General features: G+C 60.6%; 22 protein-coding genes. 16 read left to right on the forward strand and 6 right to left on the reverse strand.

Annotation, left to right across the window (positions count from 1 at the left end; genetic code table 11):
* Nucleotides 1-69: 69 nt before the first annotated feature.
* A complete protein-coding gene (locus AC1RT6_RS02430; RefSeq protein WP_472789989.1) occupies nucleotides 70-426 on the forward strand; it encodes a hypothetical protein in 357 nt (118 codons plus the stop codon).
* Nucleotides 413-1228, forward strand: a complete 816-nt coding sequence (locus AC1RT6_RS02435) for a tetratricopeptide repeat protein (RefSeq protein ID WP_087881154.1) — start codon at nucleotides 413-415, stop codon at nucleotides 1226-1228. The genes AC1RT6_RS02430 and AC1RT6_RS02435 overlap by 14 nt, the downstream gene beginning before the upstream one ends.
* A gap of 64 nt (nucleotides 1229-1292) precedes the next feature.
* Here AC1RT6_RS02435 and xth read toward each other — a convergent pair whose 3' ends face one another.
* Both xth and erpA read right to left on the reverse strand, forming a co-directional pair.
* Entirely contained in the window at nucleotides 1293-2093 is an 801-nt protein-coding gene (gene xth, locus AC1RT6_RS02440; protein WP_079446973.1) for an exodeoxyribonuclease III, read from the reverse strand.
* 100 nt (nucleotides 2094-2193) lie between these two features.
* Nucleotides 2194-2526: an iron-sulfur cluster insertion protein ErpA gene (gene erpA / locus AC1RT6_RS02445; protein WP_079446972.1), complete on the reverse strand. Its 333-nt coding sequence runs from the start codon at nucleotides 2524-2526 to the stop codon at nucleotides 2194-2196.
* Between the two features lie 110 nt (nucleotides 2527-2636).
* On the opposite strand from erpA, the gene AC1RT6_RS02450 reads away from it, so the two are divergent.
* The 7 genes from AC1RT6_RS02450 (at nucleotide 2637) to gyrA (ending at nucleotide 12956) form a co-directional block, all read left to right on the forward strand.
* Entirely contained in the window at nucleotides 2637-3851 is a 1215-nt protein-coding gene (locus AC1RT6_RS02450; protein WP_173815978.1) for a deoxyguanosinetriphosphate triphosphohydrolase, read from the forward strand.
* Nucleotides 3852-3889: 38 nt separating this feature from the next.
* Nucleotides 3890-5683 carry an arginine--tRNA ligase gene (gene argS, locus AC1RT6_RS02455; RefSeq protein WP_079446970.1) on the forward strand — a complete coding sequence of 598 codons (1794 nt, stop codon included), beginning with the start codon at nucleotides 3890-3892 and terminating at the stop codon, nucleotides 5681-5683.
* A 101-nt stretch (nucleotides 5684-5784) separates the two neighbouring features.
* Complete coding sequence (locus AC1RT6_RS02460) at nucleotides 5785-7197, forward strand: SPOR domain-containing protein (protein ID WP_079447049.1); 1413 nt, start codon at nucleotides 5785-5787, stop codon at nucleotides 7195-7197.
* Between the two features lie 47 nt (nucleotides 7198-7244).
* Nucleotides 7245-8270, forward strand: a complete 1026-nt coding sequence (gene nagZ, locus AC1RT6_RS02465) for a beta-N-acetylhexosaminidase (protein WP_079446969.1) — start codon at nucleotides 7245-7247, stop codon at nucleotides 8268-8270.
* Nucleotides 8267-9103: a segregation and condensation protein A gene (locus tag AC1RT6_RS02470; RefSeq protein ID WP_079446968.1), complete on the forward strand. Its 837-nt coding sequence runs from the start codon at nucleotides 8267-8269 to the stop codon at nucleotides 9101-9103. Before nagZ ends, AC1RT6_RS02470 begins: the two co-directional genes overlap by 4 nt.
* 19 nt (nucleotides 9104-9122) lie before the next feature.
* Nucleotides 9123-9860 carry an SMC-Scp complex subunit ScpB gene (gene scpB, locus AC1RT6_RS02475; protein ID WP_079446967.1) on the forward strand — a complete coding sequence of 246 codons (738 nt, stop codon included), beginning with the start codon at nucleotides 9123-9125 and terminating at the stop codon, nucleotides 9858-9860.
* Between the two features lie 354 nt (nucleotides 9861-10214).
* On the forward strand, nucleotides 10215-12956 hold the full coding sequence (gyrA, locus tag AC1RT6_RS02480; RefSeq protein ID WP_079446966.1) for a DNA gyrase subunit A: 2742 nt from the start codon (nucleotides 10215-10217) through the stop codon (nucleotides 12954-12956).
* 92 nt (nucleotides 12957-13048) lie between these two features.
* On the opposite strand, the gene AC1RT6_RS02485 is transcribed toward gyrA, so the two are convergent.
* Nucleotides 13049-13303: a hypothetical protein gene (locus AC1RT6_RS02485; protein WP_079446965.1), complete on the reverse strand. Its 255-nt coding sequence runs from the start codon at nucleotides 13301-13303 to the stop codon at nucleotides 13049-13051.
* A 322-nt stretch (nucleotides 13304-13625) separates the two neighbouring features.
* Between AC1RT6_RS02485 and coaD the strand changes: the two genes are divergently transcribed.
* The 6 genes from coaD (at nucleotide 13626) to tgt (ending at nucleotide 17916) form a co-directional block, all read left to right on the forward strand.
* Nucleotides 13626-14123, forward strand: a complete 498-nt coding sequence (gene coaD, locus AC1RT6_RS02490) for a pantetheine-phosphate adenylyltransferase (protein WP_079446964.1) — start codon at nucleotides 13626-13628, stop codon at nucleotides 14121-14123.
* Nucleotides 14124-14155: 32 nt separating this feature from the next.
* Nucleotides 14156-14716: a peptidylprolyl isomerase gene (locus tag AC1RT6_RS02495; protein WP_079446963.1), complete on the forward strand. Its 561-nt coding sequence runs from the start codon at nucleotides 14156-14158 to the stop codon at nucleotides 14714-14716.
* Between the two features lie 9 nt (nucleotides 14717-14725).
* Entirely contained in the window at nucleotides 14726-15154 is a 429-nt protein-coding gene (locus tag AC1RT6_RS02500) for a UCP034077 family protein (protein ID WP_079446962.1), read from the forward strand.
* Nucleotides 15130-15591, forward strand: coding sequence for a peptidylprolyl isomerase (locus tag AC1RT6_RS02505; RefSeq protein WP_079446961.1), 462 nt, complete (start codon nucleotides 15130-15132; stop codon nucleotides 15589-15591). Before AC1RT6_RS02500 ends, AC1RT6_RS02505 begins: the two co-directional genes overlap by 25 nt.
* A 112-nt stretch (nucleotides 15592-15703) precedes the next feature.
* Nucleotides 15704-16786: a tRNA preQ1(34) S-adenosylmethionine ribosyltransferase-isomerase QueA gene (queA, locus tag AC1RT6_RS02510; protein WP_472789983.1), complete on the forward strand. Its 1083-nt coding sequence runs from the start codon at nucleotides 15704-15706 to the stop codon at nucleotides 16784-16786.
* Nucleotides 16783-17916, forward strand: coding sequence for a tRNA guanosine(34) transglycosylase Tgt (gene tgt, locus AC1RT6_RS02515; protein ID WP_079446959.1), 1134 nt, complete (start codon nucleotides 16783-16785; stop codon nucleotides 17914-17916). Before queA ends, tgt begins: the two co-directional genes overlap by 4 nt.
* A gap of 27 nt (nucleotides 17917-17943) precedes the next feature.
* Here the strand turns inward: tgt and AC1RT6_RS02520 are convergent, their stop codons facing one another.
* Nucleotides 17944-18159, reverse strand: a complete 216-nt coding sequence (locus tag AC1RT6_RS02520; protein ID WP_079446958.1) for a hypothetical protein — start codon at nucleotides 18157-18159, stop codon at nucleotides 17944-17946.
* Nucleotides 18160-18366: 207 nt separating this feature from the next.
* Between AC1RT6_RS02520 and cysK the strand changes: the two genes are divergently transcribed.
* Nucleotides 18367-19344 carry a cysteine synthase A gene (gene cysK / locus AC1RT6_RS02525; protein ID WP_079447048.1) on the forward strand — a complete coding sequence of 326 codons (978 nt, stop codon included), beginning with the start codon at nucleotides 18367-18369 and terminating at the stop codon, nucleotides 19342-19344.
* Nucleotides 19345-19463: 119 nt separating this feature from the next.
* Here cysK and AC1RT6_RS02530 read toward each other — a convergent pair whose 3' ends face one another.
* Both AC1RT6_RS02530 and AC1RT6_RS02535 read right to left on the reverse strand, forming a co-directional pair.
* Nucleotides 19464-19961, reverse strand: coding sequence for a hypothetical protein (locus tag AC1RT6_RS02530; protein WP_079447047.1), 498 nt, complete (start codon nucleotides 19959-19961; stop codon nucleotides 19464-19466).
* Between the two features lie 16 nt (nucleotides 19962-19977).
* Nucleotides 19978-20328: a hypothetical protein gene (locus tag AC1RT6_RS02535; RefSeq protein ID WP_079446957.1), complete on the reverse strand. Its 351-nt coding sequence runs from the start codon at nucleotides 20326-20328 to the stop codon at nucleotides 19978-19980.
* Nucleotides 20329-20464 lie beyond the last annotated feature (136 nt).

The following is a 20464-nucleotide window of genomic DNA, read 5'->3' on the forward strand; positions in this document are numbered from 1 at the left end:
GCTTTTGGTGGCTCGGACGTCCCGGAAGCGTCTTCAGAAAAAATGGCCGCTGGGAGGAGTGGGTTCGCGATGGACGTCGAGGCGGGCATCAAGGGCAGGCTGTCGAACCGTCACCTCGCGGAAGGTCAGACGCGCGTGCCCGGCCGTTCGGGTTCGTATGGCGCGCGATGGATCGTTTCTCTTAACCCTGCCGGGCTCGCGATCGTTGTTGGCGACACGCGGATCGTAACGGCGGTCGGCCGGCCTTCTGACGTAAATTTGATTTGTGCCCGATGCCTTGACCGCGAGACCGAATGGCGGATCGGCGCGACTAATCCTACATCCGGCGAGCGCACAAAATACGCTCGGCAGTTTGGACAAATGTTTAGTGGTACCCTGACCTATTCGGGCGGGATGTTCGAGAAGTTGCGTTATGCGGATGGCTAGGAGCACAGCTTTTGCGTTGGCGTGGAGCGTGGCGTGCGTGAGCGCGTCGGCCTTTGCCTTCGATGGAACCGTGGCCGGACAGCAGGATGCCGCCGCGGCGCTTCCCGTAGCCTCTGCGCCCCTCGCTGGTGGGGAGACGCTGAAAAAGGCGGTGGCCCCGAGCGCGTCGTTGACAGCCCTGCAGTATGCGGCCGAGGGTGGGCACCCGATTGCCCAGTGGCGGCTGGGGCGTATGTACGCCAACGGCGATGGCGTCACCCAGGATGATCTACGCGCTTTCCAGTACTTCAGCCGTATTGCCAATGCGCATGCCGAGGACAGCCCTTCGGCACCGCAGGCCCCCGTTGTGGCCAATGCGTTTGTTGCGCTTGGACGCTATTACCTACAGGGGATTCCTAACTCGACCATCAAGCGCGACGCCGAGCGCGCGCGAGAGATGTTTTCCTATGCGGCCTCCTACTTCGGCAATGCCGATGCGCAATACGATCTGGCGCGGCTTTATCTGAAAGGGGTCGGAGCTCCTCACGATGTCAAGTACGGCGCTCGTTGGCTAGGTCTTGCGGCGCAAAAGGGCCAGCATCAGGCGCAGGCGATGCTCGGCAAGATGCTGTTTGTCGGCGATCAGTTACCCCGGCAGGCTGCGCGCGGGCTGATGTGGCTGACGCTGGCACGCGATGCCGCTCAGCCGGACGAGACCTGGATCACCGAGAGTTACAATAAGGCGATCGCGAAGGCTTCGGAAGACGACCGCGCCATGGCGCTGCAGATGCTGGAGCACTGGGTGCAGGGACGGCGGGACTAGCGCGGAAGTGCGGTAGCGGTCCGCCGTATAGCTCTGAAATCTCGAAAACAAGAAGACTGCGTCGCTAAGGCTGTCCGGCGGGGTCCAGCTCCAGATCGATCCAGACGGGAACATGGTCCGACGCCTTCTCCCAGCCGCGGACATGACGATCGATTCCTACTCCGCTGAGCCGGTCACTGGCCTGCGGCGACAGCAACAGATGATCGATCCGCAATCCGTTGTTCTTCTGCCAGGCGCCGGCCTGATAATCCCAGAAGGTATATTCCCCCGCGGCATCCGACACCGCTCGTAACGCGTCGGTCAGGCCCAGCCCGAGCAACGTCTGAAACGCTTGCCGTGTTTGCGGGCGAAACAAGGCATCATCGACCCATGCGGAAGGGTTGTACACGTCACCCGCTGTAGGGATGACGTTAAAATCGCCCGCAAGTACGAAGGATTCTTCGCTTTTCAGCTGCTCTTTTGAATACTCAATAAGTCGGGATATCCACTTGAGTTTGTAAGGATATTTATCGGTGTTCGGCGGATTTCCATTGGGCAAATAGAGACAGGCGATCCGGACGACCCCTTGTTTGAGTGAGACAACGCCTTCAAGGAATCGCGACTGTACGTCGTCGTCATCGCCGGCCAGCCGGGGCCGGGTTTCGTCGAACGGGAACTTCGATAGCAGCGCCACGCCATTAAAAGTCTTCTGACCGTGCGTCACCACATTGTAGCCGAGCGCCTCAATGGCTTCGCGCGGGAATTGTTCATCAACGCATTTGATTTCCTGGAGACAGACGACATCGGGCGCGGTCTCCCGCAGCCAGGCGAGCAGGTGATCCAGGCGCTGCCGGACCGAATTGACGTTCCAGGTGGCTATGCGCATGAGACGGTCCCGCGTGCGATGACCGACATGATCGGGCAATCCCGCGCAAAGGTCTTCTTTCGGCGGAGGAGCGGGTTAAACCCGCGCATGACATGAAAGCCTAGATCGAAAAGCTGGTGCCGCAGCCGCAGGACGCGGTGGCGTTCGGATTGACCACGCGGAACGACGCTCCGATAAGATCGTCAACGAAATCGACTTCGGACCCGCTCAGGAACGGGACGGAGGCTGGATCGACGAGCACCACTGCGGAATCTCGCGCGATCACCAGATCATCGTCCGCTTTGGCCCGTTCGATGTCGAATTTGTATTGAAAGCCCGAGCAGCCGCCGCCTTCGACGCTGATGCGCAACATGGCGCCGTTACCCTCGGATTTCAGGATTTCCCCGATCCGCCGCGCCGCGCGCTCGCTGACGGTGATGTTGGTTTCTGTCATCCTGCGACTCCGTATGAGATGGCGGATATTGTCCAATATTTTGAATTACCCGCAAGCCATAGTTAAGTGCCCGGACGACAGAATCAAACGATCGGAAGGGGGCAAGTGCCGTGGCAGTCGGAATGGCAGCTCCCCGCGCGCCTTTTGCCAGCGAGCCCGACCGCAGCCGCGGTCGGTTGTATGACGAGCCGCCGAGCCGGACCCGCAGCGCGTTCCGGCGCGATTGCGACCGGGTGATCCATTCGACGGCGTTCCGGCGGCTGAAACACAAGACCCAGGTATTCGTCTATCATGAGGGCGATCACTTCCGGACCCGGCTCACCCATACCCTCGAGGTGGCGCAGATCGCCCGCGCGCTGGCCCGGCAGCTCGGGCTCGATGAGGATCTGACGGAAGCGCTGGCGCTGGCGCATGATCTCGGCCATCCGCCGTTCGGCCACGCCGGCGAACGGGCGCTGGACCTCTGTCTCGGTCCGTATGGCGGTTTCGACCACAACGCGCAGACGCTGCGGATCGTAACCCTTTTGGAACACCGCTACCCGGATTTCGATGGCCTTAACCTCACCTGGGAAACGCTAGAGGGGATCGTCAAGCACAACGGTCCGCTGACGGATGCCGCGGGGAACGCCATTGGACGTTATCAGTGTCGCGGCGTTCCACTGGGTATCGTCGATTTCAACCGGACCTGCGATCTGGAGCTATGGAGCTTCGCCTCGCTCGAGGCGCAGGTTGCGGCCATTGCCGACGACATCGCCTATAACACCCATGACATCGACGATGGCTTGCGCGCCGGCTTGTTCGCTGTCGATGATCTTAAGGAAATGCCGTTAACTGACGGAATAATCGCCGATATCACACGCCGTCATCCGACGCTGGATCATGGCCGGCGCGGCGCCGAATTGGTGCGTGAGCTGATCTCCTATCTGATCATGGCCGTTTTGTCCGAGGCGGGCACGCGGCTTGCCGTTGCGCAGCCGCGGTTGGTCGATGACGTGCGGCGGCACTCTGCGCCGCTGCTTGCCTTTCCGACGGAGGTGGCAGAGGCCGAGACTCGGATCAAGGCGTTTCTCAAACAACGGATGTATCGCCATCTCCGCGTCGTGCGGGTGATGGACCAGGCCGAGACTATTGTTCGGGACCTGTTTGTACGCTACCGCGACGATCCGGCGGCGCTGCCTGCCGAATGGCTGCCGGAGAATGGCAACAACCGCGAATTCGATGCCGAAAAAGCGCGCAGGGTTGGCAATTTCATCGCCGGGATGACCGACCGGTTCGCTATCAACGAGCACAGGCGTCTTTTTGACTCGACTCCGGAATTGCGTTAGGCGGCGCGTATTCCAGGTCCACTCAAATCGCAGAAATCATGACCAATTCCAGTCCATCGCAGCATCTTTTCGCGGATGTGCTTGCGCGCGTGCTTAAGGCGTGCGCCGCGCTCGTGGAAGACGAAGCGCTGCCGGCCGGGCTTGATCTGTCGCGGATCGTGGTTGAGCCGCCGAAAGATGCCGCCCATGGTGACATGGCGACCAACGCTGCCATGGTTCTGGCGAAGGACGCCAAGACCAAGCCGCGCGATCTTGCCGAACGGATCGTGACAAAACTGCGCGCTGACGACTTGGTCGAAAACGCCGAGATTGCTGGTCCCGGTTTCATCAATTTGACCCTGAAGTTGCAGGTCTGGTCTAATGTACTGCGCGACCTGCTGCGCGAAGGCGAGGGCTATGGCCGCAGCGCGGCCGGCGCGGGCGAAAAGGTCAATGTCGAATACGTCTCCGCCAATCCAACCGGCCCCATGCATGTCGGACATTGCCGCGGCGCGGTGTTTGGCGACGCGCTGGCGAGCCTTTTGTCATTCGCCGGCTATGACGTCACGCGCGAATACTACATCAACGATGCGGGCGCGCAGGTCGACGTGCTCGCGCGCTCGGCATTCCTGCGCTATCGCGAGGCACTCGGCGAAAACATCGGCGAAATTCCGGAAGGGCTTTACCCCGGCGACTATCTGAAGCCAGTCGGGCAGGCGCTTGCCGACGAGCACGGCGACAAGTTGTTGAGGGCGCCGGAAGCCGAATGGCTTCCCATCGTGCGCGCCATCGCGATCGCCATGATGATGGAGATGATCAGGGGCGATCTCGACGCGCTGAACATCCGCCACGAGATGTTCTTCTCGGAGCGCTCGCTGATTGAGGGCGGTATGGACCGAGTCGCCGCCACCATCGATTTTCTGCGACAGAAGGGCGACGTCTATGAGGGTCGATTGCCGCCGCCGAAGGGCGCTCCGGTAGAGGACTACGAGGATCGCGAGCAAACTCTGTTCCGCGCCACAGCCTACGGCGACGATGTCGATCGTCCGCTGAAAAAATCGGATGGCGGTTACACCTACTTCGCCTCCGATATCGCCTATCACAAGACGAAATTCGACCGCGGCTTCCTCAACATGGTCGATGTCTGGGGAGCCGATCACGGCGGTTACATCAAGCGCGTTCAGGCAGCGATCAAAGCCGTTACCGCAGGCAAGGCGACGCTCGACGTCAAGATCGTGCAGCTCGTCAAGCTGTTGCGCAACGGCGAGCCGGTGAAGATGTCGAAGCGCGCCGGGGATTTCGTGACGTTGCGCGAAGTGGTCGATGAAGTCGGCTCCGACGCCGTCCGCTTCATGATGCTATTCCGCAAGAATGACGCGGTGTTGGATTTCGATCTTGCCAAAGTCATCGAGCAGTCGAAGGACAACCCGGTGTTCTACGTACAGTACGGCCACGCCCGCGGGTTCTCGATCTTCCGCAACGCGCGGGAAGTGTTCCCGGACCTTCCTGAAACAGATGCGGCGCGGAGGGATTTCCTCGGGGCGGCGGCTATGGAACGGCTGTCCGATCCGGCGGAACTCGGATTGCTGCGGCGGCTCGCGCTCTACCCGCGAACCGTCGAAGCGGCCGCGGTGGCACACGAACCGCACCGGATCGCATTCTACCTGTATGATCTTGCAAGTGAATTTCACGCGCTTTGGACGAAAGGGCGCGATTTGCCTCATTTACGCTTCATTATCAATAATGATGCACAAATAACCAGGGCACGGTTGGCGCTGGTTCAGGGTGTTGTCGCTGTTCTGGCATCCGGACTTGCCGTTCTCGGCGTTCACGCGCCGACCGAGATGCGATAGTGGTTTAGCCATCATGAAGGGGATCGTGATGGGCTTGATTGGCAGCTGTTTCGTTTAGAACGAGCGAGTTGGCGCCTTTCCGAAAGGGACGCGACATCACAATGGCTCATCGATATCAGGACAGACCTTTCCCGGAGGACGATGATTACGGGCGCGACGATCGGGGCGCGACAACTCCCCCCGAGCCGGATCCGCTTGCGGAACTTGCGCGTCTGATTGGTCAGACTGATCCCTTCGGCGATGTCAAACGAGTAGCACCGGTGGCTCCGGTGGATGATCCCGTAGATCATTTTGAGCCGCAGCCCACCGCAGAGGATGAGGTTCCAGCCAGTCCGCCGCAGTGGATTCAGAGGCGAATGGCCCAACCTGATCCTTCGCCGGAGCAGTTCGAATCCCCGCCGCATCCGGTTCTGCGGCGCGCGGCGGTTTATCCCGACAATCAGCATCAGCCGCCTGAGCCAGAGTCATATTATCAGGCTGACCGTTATGACGACGTGCTGTACGGGAGGCGGCCGGACGAGCAGCCGGCGTATGCGTATGGGGATCATGTTCCACGCGACGCGTATGAAGGCCAGTTTCCGCGCGAGACCTATACGGAAGCGCCATTCGGCTACGAGAACGGTTATGAGGAAGTTGATCCGGCGCCCGGGCGTCGCGGCAAAATGGCAACCGTGGTCGCGGTTTTAGTGCTCGCCGTGGTCGGTACTGGTGCGGCGTATGCTTATCGCACCTTTGTTGGAAATGCCCCGAAAGGTGAGCCGCCGGTCATAAGGGCCAACACCGAACCGAACAAGATTGTGCCTCAGCAGGCCACTTCCGGGGATGCCGTTGGCAAGTTGCTTCAGGACCGAATGTCCTCGGAGAACGGTACCGAGCAGATGGTGTCTCGCGAAGAGCAGCCAGTCAACGTTAAGGATGCCGTTAACGCCGGCCCGCGTGTTGTATTCCCGCCGTTGAACCAGAACGGCCATCCGCCGTCCGCAGCAAGCGTGGCTCCGAACATCAAGCCTCCCGCGACGGCGGCAAACGGAACAGTTGCTGGCGATGAACCACACAGGGTCAGGACCCTGACGGTCCGTGGTGATCCGGCCGATCTAACGGCGGCGGCCGTTGCGCGGCCTGAGTCCTCCGAATCTCGGCATACGACTCCCACGGGTCCTGCATCCGGGGCAAATGCGCCTCAGTCGGTGTCACCACAGGCTGCCGAACCGCGCACCCGAATAGCTTCGACCAATCCGACCCAGCAGGCGCCGGTCGTCGCCAGTACTGGGGGTTATTTGGTGCAGGTTTCCTCTCAGCGTAACGAGGCGGACGCGCGGGCATCGTTCCGGCACCTGCAGGGTAAATTCCCGGTGCTGGGATCGCGCGCTCCTTTAATCAAACGCGCAGACCTTGGCGCCAAGGGTGTCTACTATCGTGCCATGGTCGGTCCGTTCGGTTCCTCCGAGGAGGCCTCGCGTTTCTGCGGAAGCCTCAAATCGGCCGGCGGACAGTGCGTCGTCCAAAGGAATTAACGGCCGATTCCTTGACCGTCGCGGCCGATGAAGGCTAATCGGCCGCCATGAGTTCGCGCGCATTCATCACGGGAGCGTCAGGCCTAAGTCTGACAACGGAGGAGCGCGAATTCCTGCGCGAACAGCGCCCGTGGGGGTTCATTCTGTTCAAAAGGAATGTAGACAATCCCCTGCAAGTCGCTCGTTTAGTTCAGGAGTTTAGAGAAGCCGTCGAGGATAGCGATGCTCCTGTCCTGATAGACCAGGAAGGCGGCCGCGTGCAGCGGTTGGGACCGCCCCACTGGCCCGTCTATCCGGCAGGCGCGACGTTCGGCGTCCTCTATGACCGCGACCGCGACGCGGGGCTAAAGGCCGCACGGCTCAGCGCACAACTGATCGCGGCCGATCTCGCCGATCTCGGCATCACAGTCGACTGCCTGCCGCTGGCGGATGTTCCTGTACCCGGTGCGGATGCCGTCATCGGTGATCGCGCCTATGGCGCTGATCCTCACAAGGTCGCGACGATCGCACGGGCCGTTACTGAGGGACTAGAGCAGGGTGGTGTTCTGCCGGTTCTCAAGCACATTCCGGGTCACGGTCGGGCGACTGCTGACACCCATCACCGACTCCCGATTGTGGAAACCTTGAAAGACGATCTGGAGGCCTTTGATTTCGCTGCATTTCGTCCCCTTGCGGACCTGCCGATGGCGATGACCGCACATGTTGTGTTCAGTGCAATTGATGCCACCCAACCGGCCACGACATCTGCGACAATCATCGAACGGGTGATTCGCGGGACCATCGGGTTTCAGGGATTATTGATGAGTGATGACGTGTCCATGAACGCGTTGGCGGGATCGATCGCCCAGCGGACGAGAGCAATCGTTGCGGCTGGCTGCGACATAGTCCTGCACTGCAATGGCAATCTGGATGAGATGCGGCAGGTCGCCAGCGAAGCTCCGGAGCTATCGGGTTTTGCGCTGGACCGCGCCCGGCGAGCCCTGGCCAAGCGCAAGCCGCCGCAACCGTTCGACCGCGAAGCGGCGCGGGCGGAACTCGACGCGTTAACGGCAGCGGGGGCAGCGAGCGCATGAGCGCGGAAATTCTGTCGTTTGAAACAGGTCGGCCCACCGAGCCCGTCGTCATCGACGAGGTTGCGCTCGTGGTCGATGTCGAGGGTTATGAAGGCCCGCTTGACCTTTTGCTGGCGCTTGCCCGCCAGCAAAAGGTCGACCTGTCGAAAATTTCCATTCTGGCGCTTGCCGATCAGTATCTCGTTTTCATAGAGGCGGCCCGCAAGATTCGTCTCGAACTGGCCGCCGACTATCTGGTCATGGCGGCATGGCTAGCATTTCTGAAATCGCGCTTGCTGCTGCCGGAGCCCCCGACGCCGGATGGGCCCAGCGCCGGGGAGATGGCGACGGCGCTTGCCAATCGCCTGCGGCGTCTTGAGGCCATCCGGGAGGCGTCGAACCGCCTGATGAATCGTCAGCAGTTGGGGCGTGACATCTTTCCGCGAGGCAACCCGGAATCGATCGCTGAGATTCGCCATCCGAGATTCACCGCGACGCTGTTCGACCTGCTCTCCGCTTATGCCGTGCAACGGCAGCAGCGTGTATTGACGACCGTTCATATGGCCAAGCGAACGGTCTGGTCGTTGAGCGAAGCACGAGCCTCGCTTGAGCGTCTGGTCGGTCTCTCCGGCGAGGATTGGGGATGTCTCGACCAGTATCTGATGACCTTTGTTGTCGATCCGTCGCAGCGGGCTACCGTGTTCGCGTCGAGTTTTGCGTCTGCACTCGAATTGGTGCGCGAGGGTGTCATGGATCTGAATCAAAAAGAGGCCTTCGCACCGCTTTATTTTCGCAAGCGTGCGCGGCAGCCGGCACCCGATCCGATGGCGGGGCCGGACACCTCGACGCAGTAAGTGAAGAAGGAGAGCGAGCATGGCAAGCTTGGCGGAAATGCGCGTGGAGCAGCTCGAGGAATTTGAGTCGGAACGACCCGCAGCGCGTCCCGAGGAATTACGGTTGTTGGAGGCGCTGCTATTCGCTTCATCCGAGCCGCTGGATCAGGCCGCGCTGGCCAAGCGGATGCCCGACGGTGTCGACATCAAAATGGCCCTTGCCCAGTTGCAGGCGGACTACGCCTCGCGGGGCGTCAACCTGGTGCGCATCGCCAATAAGTGGACATTCCGTACAGCGGGCGATCTGGCGTGGCTGATGACGCGGGAAAGCACGGAAACCCGGCGTCTGTCGCGCGCGGCGATCGAGGTGTTGGCGATCATTGCCTATCATCAGCCTGTGACCCGCGCCGAGATTGAGGAAATTCGCGGCGTCGTCACCTCCAAGGGGACGCTCGACGTGCTGCTGGAGACCGGGTGGATCAAGCCGCGCGGCCGCCGCAAGACACCAGGCCGCCCGCTCACCTTCGGAACGACAGAGACGTTCCTGTCCCAGTTCAGCCTCGAAAATCTCGGCGACCTGCCGGGCCTGGAAGAACTGAAGGGAACGGGGCTGCTGGATTCTCGTCTGCCGGGCGGGTTCAGTGTTCCCACACCTTCCGACGATCCGACTTTGCGGGACGATGAGGAGCCGCTTGAGGCGGGCGATCTCGAACTGGCGCTAGTTCCGCCTCTGGATCCTGAAAGCGATAGTTCGAGCAGCGGCGGCTCGGCGCAGTAGGGTCTAAGCCTAGCTTGAGCTAGAGGCTCTCCGCTGCTGATCGGATCGGTCGCGGGTTCGATGTTTTTTTGGTCTGACGCGTTTTAGCCGCGATTTTTCGCGCGTGTTCCTCCGCCGCTTGCGTTGCCTGCTGGGCCTCCCCGCGCCGGCCGAACCCTCACCACCATAACCGTCACGCAGGTCGTCAGCGCGTAGTCAGGACCACCGTTCCATCATCAGATTCTGGTTGCCAGAATAGCCTATAAGTGTCTGAAAAAACGACGGGAAAAAACCGCCTTGCAGGGCTGCCGAAGGTGGTCTTCCGAGCCTCGATAAGCTATATGAATCCAAGTAGAAACCGACCGGAATCCTTCTTTGTCAGACACCGACGACACCAAACCCGGGGAGCCGCCGGCGCCTTCGGGCATTCGGCCCGTTTCGATCCTCGATGAGATGAAACGAAGCTATCTCGATTACGCCATGAGCGTAATCGTGGCGCGGGCGCTGCCGGATGCGCGTGACGGTCTCAAGCCGGTTCACCGGCGAATTCTCTACGCGATGTACGAGAACGGTTTCGAGTGGAATAAGCCCTATCGCAAGTCGGCGCGCACCGTTGGCGACGTCATCGGTAAGTACCATCCTCACGGCGACCAGTCGGTCTACGACGCGCTGGTGCGTATGGCGCAGAGTTTCTCGATGCGCGTGCCGCTGATCGACGGGCAGGGCAATTTCGGCTCGGTGGACGGCGATATGGCAGCGGCCATGCGCTACACCGAATCCCGCCTTACCAAGATCGCGCAATCGCTGCTCGACGATATCGACAAGGACACCGTTGATTTCCAGCCCAACTACGACAACAGCGAGAAGGAACCCTCGGTCCTTCCGGCGAAGTTTCCAAACCTTTTGGTCAACGGCGCCGGCGGCATTGCCGTCGGCATGGCTACAAACATCCCGCCGCACAATCTCGGCGAAGTCATCGATGCCTGCGTGGCGCTGATCGACAATCCCGCGCTGGGGATCGACGACCTCATCAACATCATTCCGGGCCCGGATTTTCCAACCGGCGGCATTATCCTCGGGCGGCAAGGCATCCGCTCGGCTTATCACCTCGGCCGCGGCTCGATCGTGATGCGCGGCAAGGTGTCGATCGATACGATCCGCAAGGACCGCGAAGCGATCGTGATTTCGGAGATCCCGTATCAGGTCAACAAGGCCAGTATGGTCGAACGTATCGCCGAGCTGGTGCGCGAGAAGAGGATCGACGGTATTTCGGACTTGCGTGACGAATCCGATCGAGAGGGTTTCCGCGTCGTCGTCGAGTTGAAGCGCGACGCCGTTCCGGAAGTCGTGCTCAACCAGCTCTACAGGTTCACGCCGCTGCAAACCAACTTCGGCGCCAACATGGTGGCGCTGGATGCGGGTCGGCCGCAGCTCATGAATCTGAAAGACCTGCTGACGCTGTTCATCGCGTTCCGCGAACAGGTCGTCACCCGCCGAACCAAATTCTTGCTCAACAAGGCGCGCGACCGCGCCCATATCCTGGTTGGCCTGGCCATCGCCGTCGCCAATATCGACGAGATCATTCGTGTGATCCGGGAGTCTCCCGATCCAACCACGGCACGTGATACCCTGATGTCGCGCGATTGGCCGGCGAAGGACGTGGCGGCGATGATCACGCTGATCGACGATCCGCGCCACCGCATGTCGCCGGACGGCACCGCGCGGCTGTCGATGGAGCAGGCCAAGGCTATTCTCGATCTGCGCCTGCAACGCCTGACCGCGCTTGGCCGTGAGGAAATTTCTGACGAGCTCGACAAGCTCGCCATCGAGATTGCCGATTATCTGGAGATCCTGCGGTCGCGCGCCCGCGTACAGGCCATCATCAAGAGTGAGCTTGGCGCGGTGAAGTCCGAATTCGCCACTCCGCGCAGGACGATTATCGTCGAACAGGAAGGTGAGGTCGAAGACGAGGACCTGATCCAGCGCGAGGACATGGTCGTGACCGTCTCGCACGCGGGTTATGTCAAACGGGTGCCGCTATCGGCCTATCGCGCTCAAAAGCGGGGCGGGAAGGGCCGCTCCGGAATGCAGACGAGGGATGAGGATTTCGTCAGCCGGCTGTTCGTGGCATCGACCCATACACCGGTGCTGTTCTTTTCATCTCGCGGACAGGTCTACAAGGAAAAGGTCTGGCGGCTGCCGATGGCGGCCCCGAATGCGCGCGGCAAGGCGATGATCAACATCCTGCCGCTCGAACAGGGCGAGCGCATCACCACCATCATGCCGCTTCCTGAAGATGAATCGTCGTGGGCCGACCTGGATGTGATGTTCGCGACCACCAGCGGAACGGTCCGCCGCAACAAGCTCTCCGATTTCGTCGATGTCCGGCGCTCCGGCATCATCGCGATGAAGCTTGGTGAGGGCGAGTCGATCGTCGACGTCCAGATATGTACTGAGCGCGACGATGTGCTGCTGACCGCCGCAGGCGGTCAGTGCATCCGGTTTCCGGTCACCGACGTACGCGTGTTCTCGGGCCGGACATCGATGGGCGTACGCGGCATCGCGCTGGCTAAGGGCGACCGGGTTATCTCACTGTCGATACTGCATCACTTCGACGCCACGCCGGCCGAACGCGCCGCGTACCTCAAACAGTCCGGCGCGATCCGCCGCGCTGCAACCGGCGAGGATATCGAGCCCGAGGAGGCGACGCCCGAGGCTGACGAGGCCGCACATACCGATCTCTCGCTGCCCGAAGGGCGCTATGTGGAGATGGGCGCCGCCGAGCAGTTTGTGCTCACTGTCACCGCACAGGGTTATGGCAAGCGATCGTCGTCGTTCGAATTCAGGGTTTCAGGACGTGGCGGCAAGGGTATCCGCGCGACCGATCCGACCAAACTCGGCGAGATCGGCCATCTCGTGGCTGGATTCCCGGTCGAAATGTCGGATCAGATCATGCTGGTGAGTGATGGCGGGCAATTGATCCGAGTGCCGGTGGAAGGCATCCGCATCACCAGCCGCGCTTCCAAGGGCGTTCGCGTGTTCAATACGGCGGATGATGAGCATGTGGTGTCGGTCGAACATATCCGCGAGGATGGCGAAAACGGCAACGGCGGATAGCGGGCTTTGCCCCTTTGCGCCAAATGCAAAGGCCGCTCGCGTCATGCGGGCGGCCCCTCCTTAGGCGATCAAGGAACGGAATTAAATCCGGATCAGCGATGCTCTGGCGTGACGAGCCGAGCTTCACGAACTACCGTTTTGGAGCCGGCGGCGCGAAGGCAGGACGTTTCGAAATTCGGCCAGGCTCGCTGTGAGCAGGTCGTTCCAACCGGGTGGATGTCCAGCCGGTCCGCTTTGGCGAGCGGAACGGGCGTGCTGGCGGAAACCTGGGGAGCAAAACCGGGAAGAACGGTGAGGGCGGCTGCGATGAACGCCGCGACCGCGACTGCGGAAAGAGCTTTGATCATGACGGTCCCCTGTAATTTGAGCCTGTCCGTTTGTTTTGGCGGCCCGTTTGTTGGGCGGATTGATAACCGACCCTGGTTTCGCGATATCTTCGCCAGCCATGAAAAGCGGTTTCATCATGCGAAGAATTGTTTCAACCTGGTCTTTCGGACGAAACAAAATCCTGAAATCTGTAATGATTTCAGTTGTCCCCTGACGTACGATAAGACGCGTACACCCCCGCAGCGGTTCGATCGGCGCCAAGAAATAAATATCGACGGAAGCCCCGAATATTGTGGAACCCGGCCTGCTTGCGGCCCCTGAACAGGCGCGCTAGAGGGGGTGATGCCACGCGTCGCGCTCTATCCGGGATCGTTCGACCCCGTCACCAACGGCCATCTCGACGTCGTCAGACACGCCGTCGTCCTATGTGACCGGCTGATCGTGGCTGTCGGCGTTCACCCCGGCAAGACGCCGCTGTTTTCGGCAGAAGAGCGTCTTTCGATGGCACGCTCGGTGTTCGAACCGATCGCGGTTGAAGCGGGCTGCGCCTTCGATTGCGCGACTTACGACGACCTCACAGTCGTAGCCGCGCATAAGGCCGGTGCCACGATTCTGGTTCGGGGCCTGCGCGATGGCACCGATCTCGACTATGAAATGCAGATCGCCGGTATGAACGAGACTATGGCCCCCGACGTGCATACGGTGTTCGTTCCGGCTTCGCCCGGCGTCCGCCCGATCACCGCCACACTGGTGCGCCAGATCGCAACGATGGGCGGCGATGTCTCAGCTTTCGTTCCGCAACTGGTCGCCTCGGAGCTCAAGACCAAATTCGCCGGTTGAATGAACCGATCTTCCTCTGATCCGGAGTTATCATGATTAGAATCCTTGGCCTCGTTGCCGCGCTGATGTTCGTGGTCCCCGCCCTTGCGCAGCCATTGCCGACCAGTCTCGACAAGCAGAACGCCATCGTGATCGACACCACGAAAGGCCAGATTGTCATCAAGCTTCGGACCGACATCGCGCCCAAACATGCCGAGCGCATCAAGCAGCTTGCTCGTGATGGCTTCTACAATAACGTTCCGTTCCATCGCGTCATGGATGGCTTCATGGCGCAGACCGGCGACGGCAAAAATTTCAACGGTACCGGTGGCTCGAAGTATCCGAACCTCCAGGCCGAGTTCTCCACCGTTCCGTTCAAGCGCGGCGTGGTCGGCATGGCGCGCGCGGGAAGTAATGACTCGGCGAATTCGCAGTTCTTCATCTGCTTTGACGACGCGTCCTTCCTCAACAACAAATATACCGTGGTCGGCGATGTCGTCTCCGGCATGGATGTGGTGGACAAGTTGAAAAAGGCGCCCGCCGGGTCGCGAAGCGGCACCGTCACCGATCCGGACAAGATGCTGAAGGTTCAGGTTGCCTCCGATATCAAGTGAGCGCAGCCCATGCGCTGGCTGACCGTAATGGTTGCGATCTGCATCGCCGGCGTATCACCAGATACGATGGCGCAGGACGGCGGCGTGGCGAATCTGGCCGCCATGTCCGCGCGCTTGAAGGGATGCTGGCAGCCGCCCGCTTTGCCGCGCGACAGTGCCGGCATGGAGATCACCGTGCAGTTCACATTCAGGCGGGACGGCAGCTTGTTGGGTCGGCCGCGGATTACTTACGAGAGGCACGACGCAACGGACGGAGAGCGTATCCTTTACCGGACGGCCGTGATGGAAGCATTACAACGCTGCGCACCGATGCCATTTACCTCAGGCATGGGCGAAGCGATTGCGGGCCGTCCCCTGACCATCCGATTTGACGATCGACGAACCCCTCCCAAAGCAAGAGAAGAGAAGAGAGCATGGCTGAAAACGAAAACACTTTGATCCTCGAAACCACGCAGGGACCCGTGACTATCGAAATGCGGCCCGATCTCGCTCCCGGTCATGTTGCGCGGATCAAGGAGCTGGTTCGTGAGGGGTTCTACGATGGTATCGTATTCCATCGCGTTATCGATGGCTTCATGGCGCAGACCGGATGCCCGCAAGGCACCGGTATGGGCGGCTCAGGCCAAAAACTGAAGGCTGAGTTCAACAGGGAGCCCCATGTGCGTGGCACCGCATCCATGGCGCGAGCGCAAAGTCCGGATTCGGGTGACAGTCAGTTCTTCATCTGCTTCGACGATGCGTCTTTCCTGAACGGGCAATATACTGTCTGGGGCAAAGTGATCGAAGGTATGGAGAACGTCGACAAGATCAAGCGCGGTGAGCCAGTGCAAAATCCTGACAAGATCGTGAAGGCCAGGATAGCGGCCGACGCTTGAGGCGATATTCCGACTCTTCAGACCGACGTGAAATGGCCGGATGCGTTCCGGCCATTGACGTTTCGGGCTAACGGGTTCAGTGACGAGTTACATCCGTCAGCTTGATAATTTCATGCGAACCGATCTCTTCGATTTCGAATTGCCGGCCGAGAGCATTGCGCTGCGTCCGGCGAGCCCGCGCGATTCCGCGCGGATGCTCGTGGTGCAGCCCGGGGCCGGTTTACGCGACCAACGGGTAAGAGATCTTCCAGAATGGCTGCGGCCCGGTGACCAACTCGTCGTGAACGATACGCGTGTCATCGCCGCTCAGTTGCATGGCCGCCGCATCGGTCGCGAGACTGAGCCGAGGATCGACGCCACGCTGATCAAGCGCCTCGACGGTTCTCGCTGGAGCGCATTGGTCAGGCCGGCCAAGAAGCTCATGACGGGAGACATCGTTCGCTTTGGCAACGAGGGACGGGTGTGCTTCCTCGGGCACCTCGATGCGCAGGTCGAAAGCAAAGGCGAGGAGGGCGAAGTGACGTTCGCCTTTTCGTTTCACGGACCCACGCTGGATCAGGCCATTGCCGATCTGGGCTCAACGCCGCTACCGCCATACATTGCATCAAAGCGCGCGCCCGACGACCGCGATGCTGCAGACTATCAGACGATGTTCGCAGCTCATGAGGGAGCCGTCGCTGCACCGACCGCGGGACTGCATTTCACGCCGGCGATCGAAGCGGCGCTACGCGAACGCGACGTGGGCCTTCATCGGATCACCCTGCATGTCGGTGCCGGTACGTTTCTTCCGGTCAAAGCCGAAGACAGCGCCGGGCATCGTATGCATTCGGAATGGGGTACGATATCCGCCGAAACCGCGGCCGCGCTGAACGCGACGCGAGCGAGCGGTGGTCGGATCGTTGCCGTCGGAACGACATCGCTTCGGCTTTTGGAAAGCGCGGCAGGCGACGACGGTCAAATCGCGCCGTTCACCGGGGAGACCGCGATATTCATCACGCCGGGCTATCGCTTTCGCGCGGTCGATATCCTGATGACAAATTTTCATCTGCCGCGGTCGACGCTGTTTATGCTGGTCTCGGCCTTTAGCGGTCTTGAAACCATGAAACATGCCTATGCTCATGCGATCGCGGGGGGGTACCGGTTCTATTCCTATGGCGACGCCTGCTTGCTGTTTCCGGACAGGTCGGACGCATGAGCCTCGCCAACCATTTCGAAATTCTCGGACGCGACGGCAGCGCTCGCACCGGACTTCTCACCACAGCTCACGGCGCGGTGCGCACACCGGCGTTCATGCCCGTCGGGACACAAGGCGCCATGAAGGGCCTCCAATGGCAAGAGGTGCGCGACGCCGGGACCGATATCGTGCTCGGCAATACCTATCACCTGATGCTGCGGCCCGGAGCTGAGCGGATCGACGAACTCGGCGGCTTGCAAAAATTCACGACCTGGGGCGGGCCGATGTTGACGGATTCCGGCGGGTTCCAGGTGATGTCGCTGGCCCAGTTGCGAAAGGTGAAAGAGCAGGGCGTGACGTTTCGCTCTCATATCGACGGTACCGCGATCGAACTGACGCCTGAACGCGCCGTCGAGGTTCAGCGGCTGCTCGGCTCCGACATCGCGATGCAGCTCGACGAATGCGTTCGGCTCCCCGCCGAGCGTACCGACATTGAGCGCGCTATGCAGCTCTCGCTGCGCTGGGCCGAGCGCAGCAGGCGCGCTTTCGAGGGCGCCCCCGCCGCCAACATGCTGTTCGGCATCGTTCAAGGTGGGGACAGCTCCGACCTGCGGCGCACGAGCGCGTGCAGGCTGACCGAGATCGGCTTTCACGGTTACGCCATCGGCGGTCTCGCGGTCGGAGAACCGCAGGCCATCATGCTCGCGATGATCGAGGAAACCGCGCCGTGGCTGCCGGTGGACCGGCCGCGCTATCTGATGGGTGTGGGGACGCCGGACGATTTGCTGGAAGCAGTCGCGCGCGGCATCGATATGTTCGATTGCGTCATGCCGACACGGAACGGACGCCACGGCATGGCCTTCACCCGCTTCGGCCAGATCAATCTTCGCAACGCCCGTCACGCCGACGACCCGCGTCCACTCGACGAAGAGAGTTCATGGCCGGCATCGCGAAATTATTCGCGCGCCTATCTGCATCATCTGGTGCGATCCGGCGAAACGCTCGGCGCGATGCTACTCTCCGGGATCAACATCGCATATTATCAGAGCCTGATGCAGGCTATGCGTACGGCGATTAAAGGAGGAACCTTTCAGCAGTTTCGCGAGCTGACACGCGAAGGCTGGGCGCGCGGCGATATCGCTATGCGCTGATGTCTGACTGCATCGGAAAAGATCGTATCAATTGCAGGCGATGCGTTGGACGACATGCTTGGTTACGAAGCCGTAACCGCATGTGTCGCAGCTCCACAAGTGGCCGATGACGTTGTCGGGCAAGTATGCGGATGCTTCCGCTGCAATCATCGAGTCGGCGCAAACCGGGCACGTCGGAAGATCGCTTCCGCGAGGCACGGAGTGCGGCAGGGCGGTCGACCGGATTTCAGCAATCGCTGGCATTCGTGACCTCCTTATGAAAATTAATCAGTCTGGACTTTCGGGCACGCTACACGCATCGTTTGACGATGTCGCAACACAAATGCGTTTCTTTTACGAATTCCAGTTCTGCAAGTATCGGGCTTGGCGCAACGTATTGCTGCCAGACTTTAGCCCCCGACACGCTGGCTGATCGTGATGAGCATTGTTCAACTACTCGAGGACGCTGACATGGATACAAAATCAAAGGTTGATGCACCGCACCATGCCGGCCGTGGCCGTGTGTTCGACAGCATTGTCGATACGGTTGGAGACACCCCGATCGTCCGGCTGCGCAGGCTGCCACAACAGCATGGTGTGAATGCAATCATTCTGGCCAAACTGGAATACTTCAACCCAGCCACGAGCGTGAAAGATCGTATCGGCGCGGCAATGATCGTGGCAATGGAGAAAGCTGGCAAGATCGATGCCGACACGGTTCTGATCGAACCGACCTCGGGAAACACTGGCATAGCGCTGGCGTTCGTTGCGGCCTCGCGTGGCTACCGCCTGAAGCTGGTGATGCCAGAGTCAGTCTCGACGGAGCGCTGCAAGATGCTGGCCTTTCTGGGAGCGGAAATCGTTCTGACGCCGGCGGCCGAGGGTATGAAAGGATCAATCGCCATGGCCGAGGAGCTGGTGCGCACGACTCCGCACGCCGTCATGCCGCAACAGTTCAAGAACCTCGCCAATCCGGAGATTCACCGGCTCACCACGGCCGAAGAGATATGGAACGATACCGGCGGGAACATTGATTGGGTCGTGGCTGGGGTCGGGACTGGCGGGACCATAACGGGGATTGGTCAGGCCCTGAAGCCCCGCAAGCCGTCCTTGCGCATCGTTGCAGTCGAACCCGAGGAGAGCGCGGTACTGTCGGGCGGACGGCATTCGCCGCACAAGATCCAGGGGATCGGCGCGGGTTTTGTCCCCCAAATCCTGGATCGTTCCGTCATTGATGAGGTCGTGAAAGTCGATAGCGCCACGGCATTGGAAACCGCCCGTGCCTTGGCGCGTAGCGAAGGCATTCCAGGGGGGATTTCGTCCGGTGCAGCTGTTGCAGCGGCGCTTGCCATCGGCCGGAGGCCCGGCAGCGAAGGCAAAACCATTCTTGCCGTCGTCCCCTCGTTCTCGGAGCGATATCTCTCGACGGCGTTGTTCGAGGGAATCTGACCAGAGTCTTTCACCGCTTCACGGAACGGTGAAAGACTCGATCTTTTTCTGACGTGCTTTTCTTCTCGCAACCGAATTGCACTTCGTTCGGAAGCGCTATACCGAAGACTGCGCTGAGATCAGGAACGGGACAGCGAGATATTGGCCCCCCTGAACTGACCGTCCGAACTGATGACCACGTCCTGCCGGTTGCCGTTCGTCTTCATCTTGAGCTTTGCCGTAAATGCGGGAGCGCTGACGTCGACGTTAAACTGGCCGTTACCGGCCCGTCCTTCGAGGGTTCCGCTAACATTGCGGCTGGTCTCGCGCCACTCTCCCGACAGAACGCCGTTACGAGCGAGCACATTGCTTCTGAGTTCGAATTTGTAACTGTCGCTGGCGCATAGCAGCGTCTGATTGAGGCCCTGGGCATCGCCACTCACGGCATAGGTGGCCTTGCAGCGGATCTTTTCGGTTGAGCCATCCTCGAGCTGGATACTGCCACGTCCGGTCCAGACACCCGCCAAGCCTTCAAACGGCCCCGCTCCAGCGGAGCTAGCGGATATCGACAGCATCACCACAGCGCCGAGCGCGCACGCGGCGGATAATCCTCGTGACATGATCCCCCCAAATCCCATTTGCATCATCCCATTATTACTGACGCGAAGCTTCCCAGCGCCCGCTACAAGGAACTCCTCCGGACGCTCCATTCCACTTCCCCGATCCAACATTACCGTTGAGCTGTCCGTTGGCGTAAGCGCCGCGGATGGATACCTTCACGTAACCTTGGTTTCCGACACTGCCGGTGATGTCAGCGCCTGCCGCCGAAACCTTACCGTCGGTAACGGTCAGAGGATATTGCGCCACCGGGTCGCAGGTGCCCGTCTTGGTGACGATTTTGACGTTCCAAAGCCCGTCATAAGTTTTTCCGGCAAGCGCCGGGGAAGCCAAGCCCGCAATCAGGCCACATGAAAAAAGAACAGCATGAATGCGAACATGACGCATGAACTAATTCCTCGATTTTCGTGATCGCCGCGTTATTCCGGCAGATTGTGTCCAAAATAGCGGCAGGGCGGATCGCGGCCGATAGCTTGAGGCCAGCGTCAGGTTCGCGCGCACGAAATAGTGTCTCGGCCGATAT

Source organism: Nitrobacter sp. MLSD-S21 (genome assembly GCF_058809865.1).

Bases quoted from the DNA above. Each gene is read 5' to 3' on its own strand.
- AC1RT6_RS02530 (WP_079447047.1), bottom strand. From the start codon at position 19,961: ATGGGATTTGGGGGGATCATGTCACGAGGATTATCCGCCGCGTGCGCG.
- nagZ (WP_079446969.1), top strand. From the start codon at position 7,245: ATGAGTTCGCGCGCATTCATCACGGGAGCGTCAGGCCTAAGTCTGACA.
- erpA (WP_079446972.1), bottom strand. From the start codon at position 2,526: ATGACAGAAACCAACATCACCGTCAGCGAGCGCGCGGCGCGGCGGATC.
- tgt (WP_079446959.1), top strand. From the start codon at position 16,783: ATGAGCCTCGCCAACCATTTCGAAATTCTCGGACGCGACGGCAGCGCT.
- AC1RT6_RS02470 (WP_079446968.1), top strand. From the start codon at position 8,267: ATGAGCGCGGAAATTCTGTCGTTTGAAACAGGTCGGCCCACCGAGCCC.
- AC1RT6_RS02520 (WP_079446958.1), bottom strand. From the start codon at position 18,159: ATGCCAGCGATTGCTGAAATCCGGTCGACCGCCCTGCCGCACTCCGTG.
- AC1RT6_RS02435 (WP_087881154.1), top strand. From the start codon at position 413: ATGCGGATGGCTAGGAGCACAGCTTTTGCGTTGGCGTGGAGCGTGGCG.
- AC1RT6_RS02430 (WP_472789989.1), top strand. From the start codon at position 70: ATGGACGTCGAGGCGGGCATCAAGGGCAGGCTGTCGAACCGTCACCTC.
- AC1RT6_RS02505 (WP_079446961.1), top strand. From the start codon at position 15,130: ATGGCTGAAAACGAAAACACTTTGATCCTCGAAACCACGCAGGGACCC.
- cysK (WP_079447048.1), top strand. From the start codon at position 18,367: ATGGATACAAAATCAAAGGTTGATGCACCGCACCATGCCGGCCGTGGC.
- scpB (WP_079446967.1), top strand. From the start codon at position 9,123: ATGGCAAGCTTGGCGGAAATGCGCGTGGAGCAGCTCGAGGAATTTGAG.
- AC1RT6_RS02500 (WP_079446962.1), top strand. From the start codon at position 14,726: ATGCGCTGGCTGACCGTAATGGTTGCGATCTGCATCGCCGGCGTATCA.
- AC1RT6_RS02485 (WP_079446965.1), bottom strand. From the start codon at position 13,303: ATGATCAAAGCTCTTTCCGCAGTCGCGGTCGCGGCGTTCATCGCAGCC.
- AC1RT6_RS02535 (WP_079446957.1), bottom strand. From the start codon at position 20,328: ATGCGTCATGTTCGCATTCATGCTGTTCTTTTTTCATGTGGCCTGATT.
- xth (WP_079446973.1), bottom strand. From the start codon at position 2,093: ATGCGCATAGCCACCTGGAACGTCAATTCGGTCCGGCAGCGCCTGGAT.
- AC1RT6_RS02495 (WP_079446963.1), top strand. From the start codon at position 14,156: ATGATTAGAATCCTTGGCCTCGTTGCCGCGCTGATGTTCGTGGTCCCC.
- coaD (WP_079446964.1), top strand. From the start codon at position 13,626: ATGCCACGCGTCGCGCTCTATCCGGGATCGTTCGACCCCGTCACCAAC.
- argS (WP_079446970.1), top strand. From the start codon at position 3,890: ATGACCAATTCCAGTCCATCGCAGCATCTTTTCGCGGATGTGCTTGCG.
- AC1RT6_RS02460 (WP_079447049.1), top strand. From the start codon at position 5,785: ATGGCTCATCGATATCAGGACAGACCTTTCCCGGAGGACGATGATTAC.
- queA (WP_472789983.1), top strand. From the start codon at position 15,704: ATGCGAACCGATCTCTTCGATTTCGAATTGCCGGCCGAGAGCATTGCG.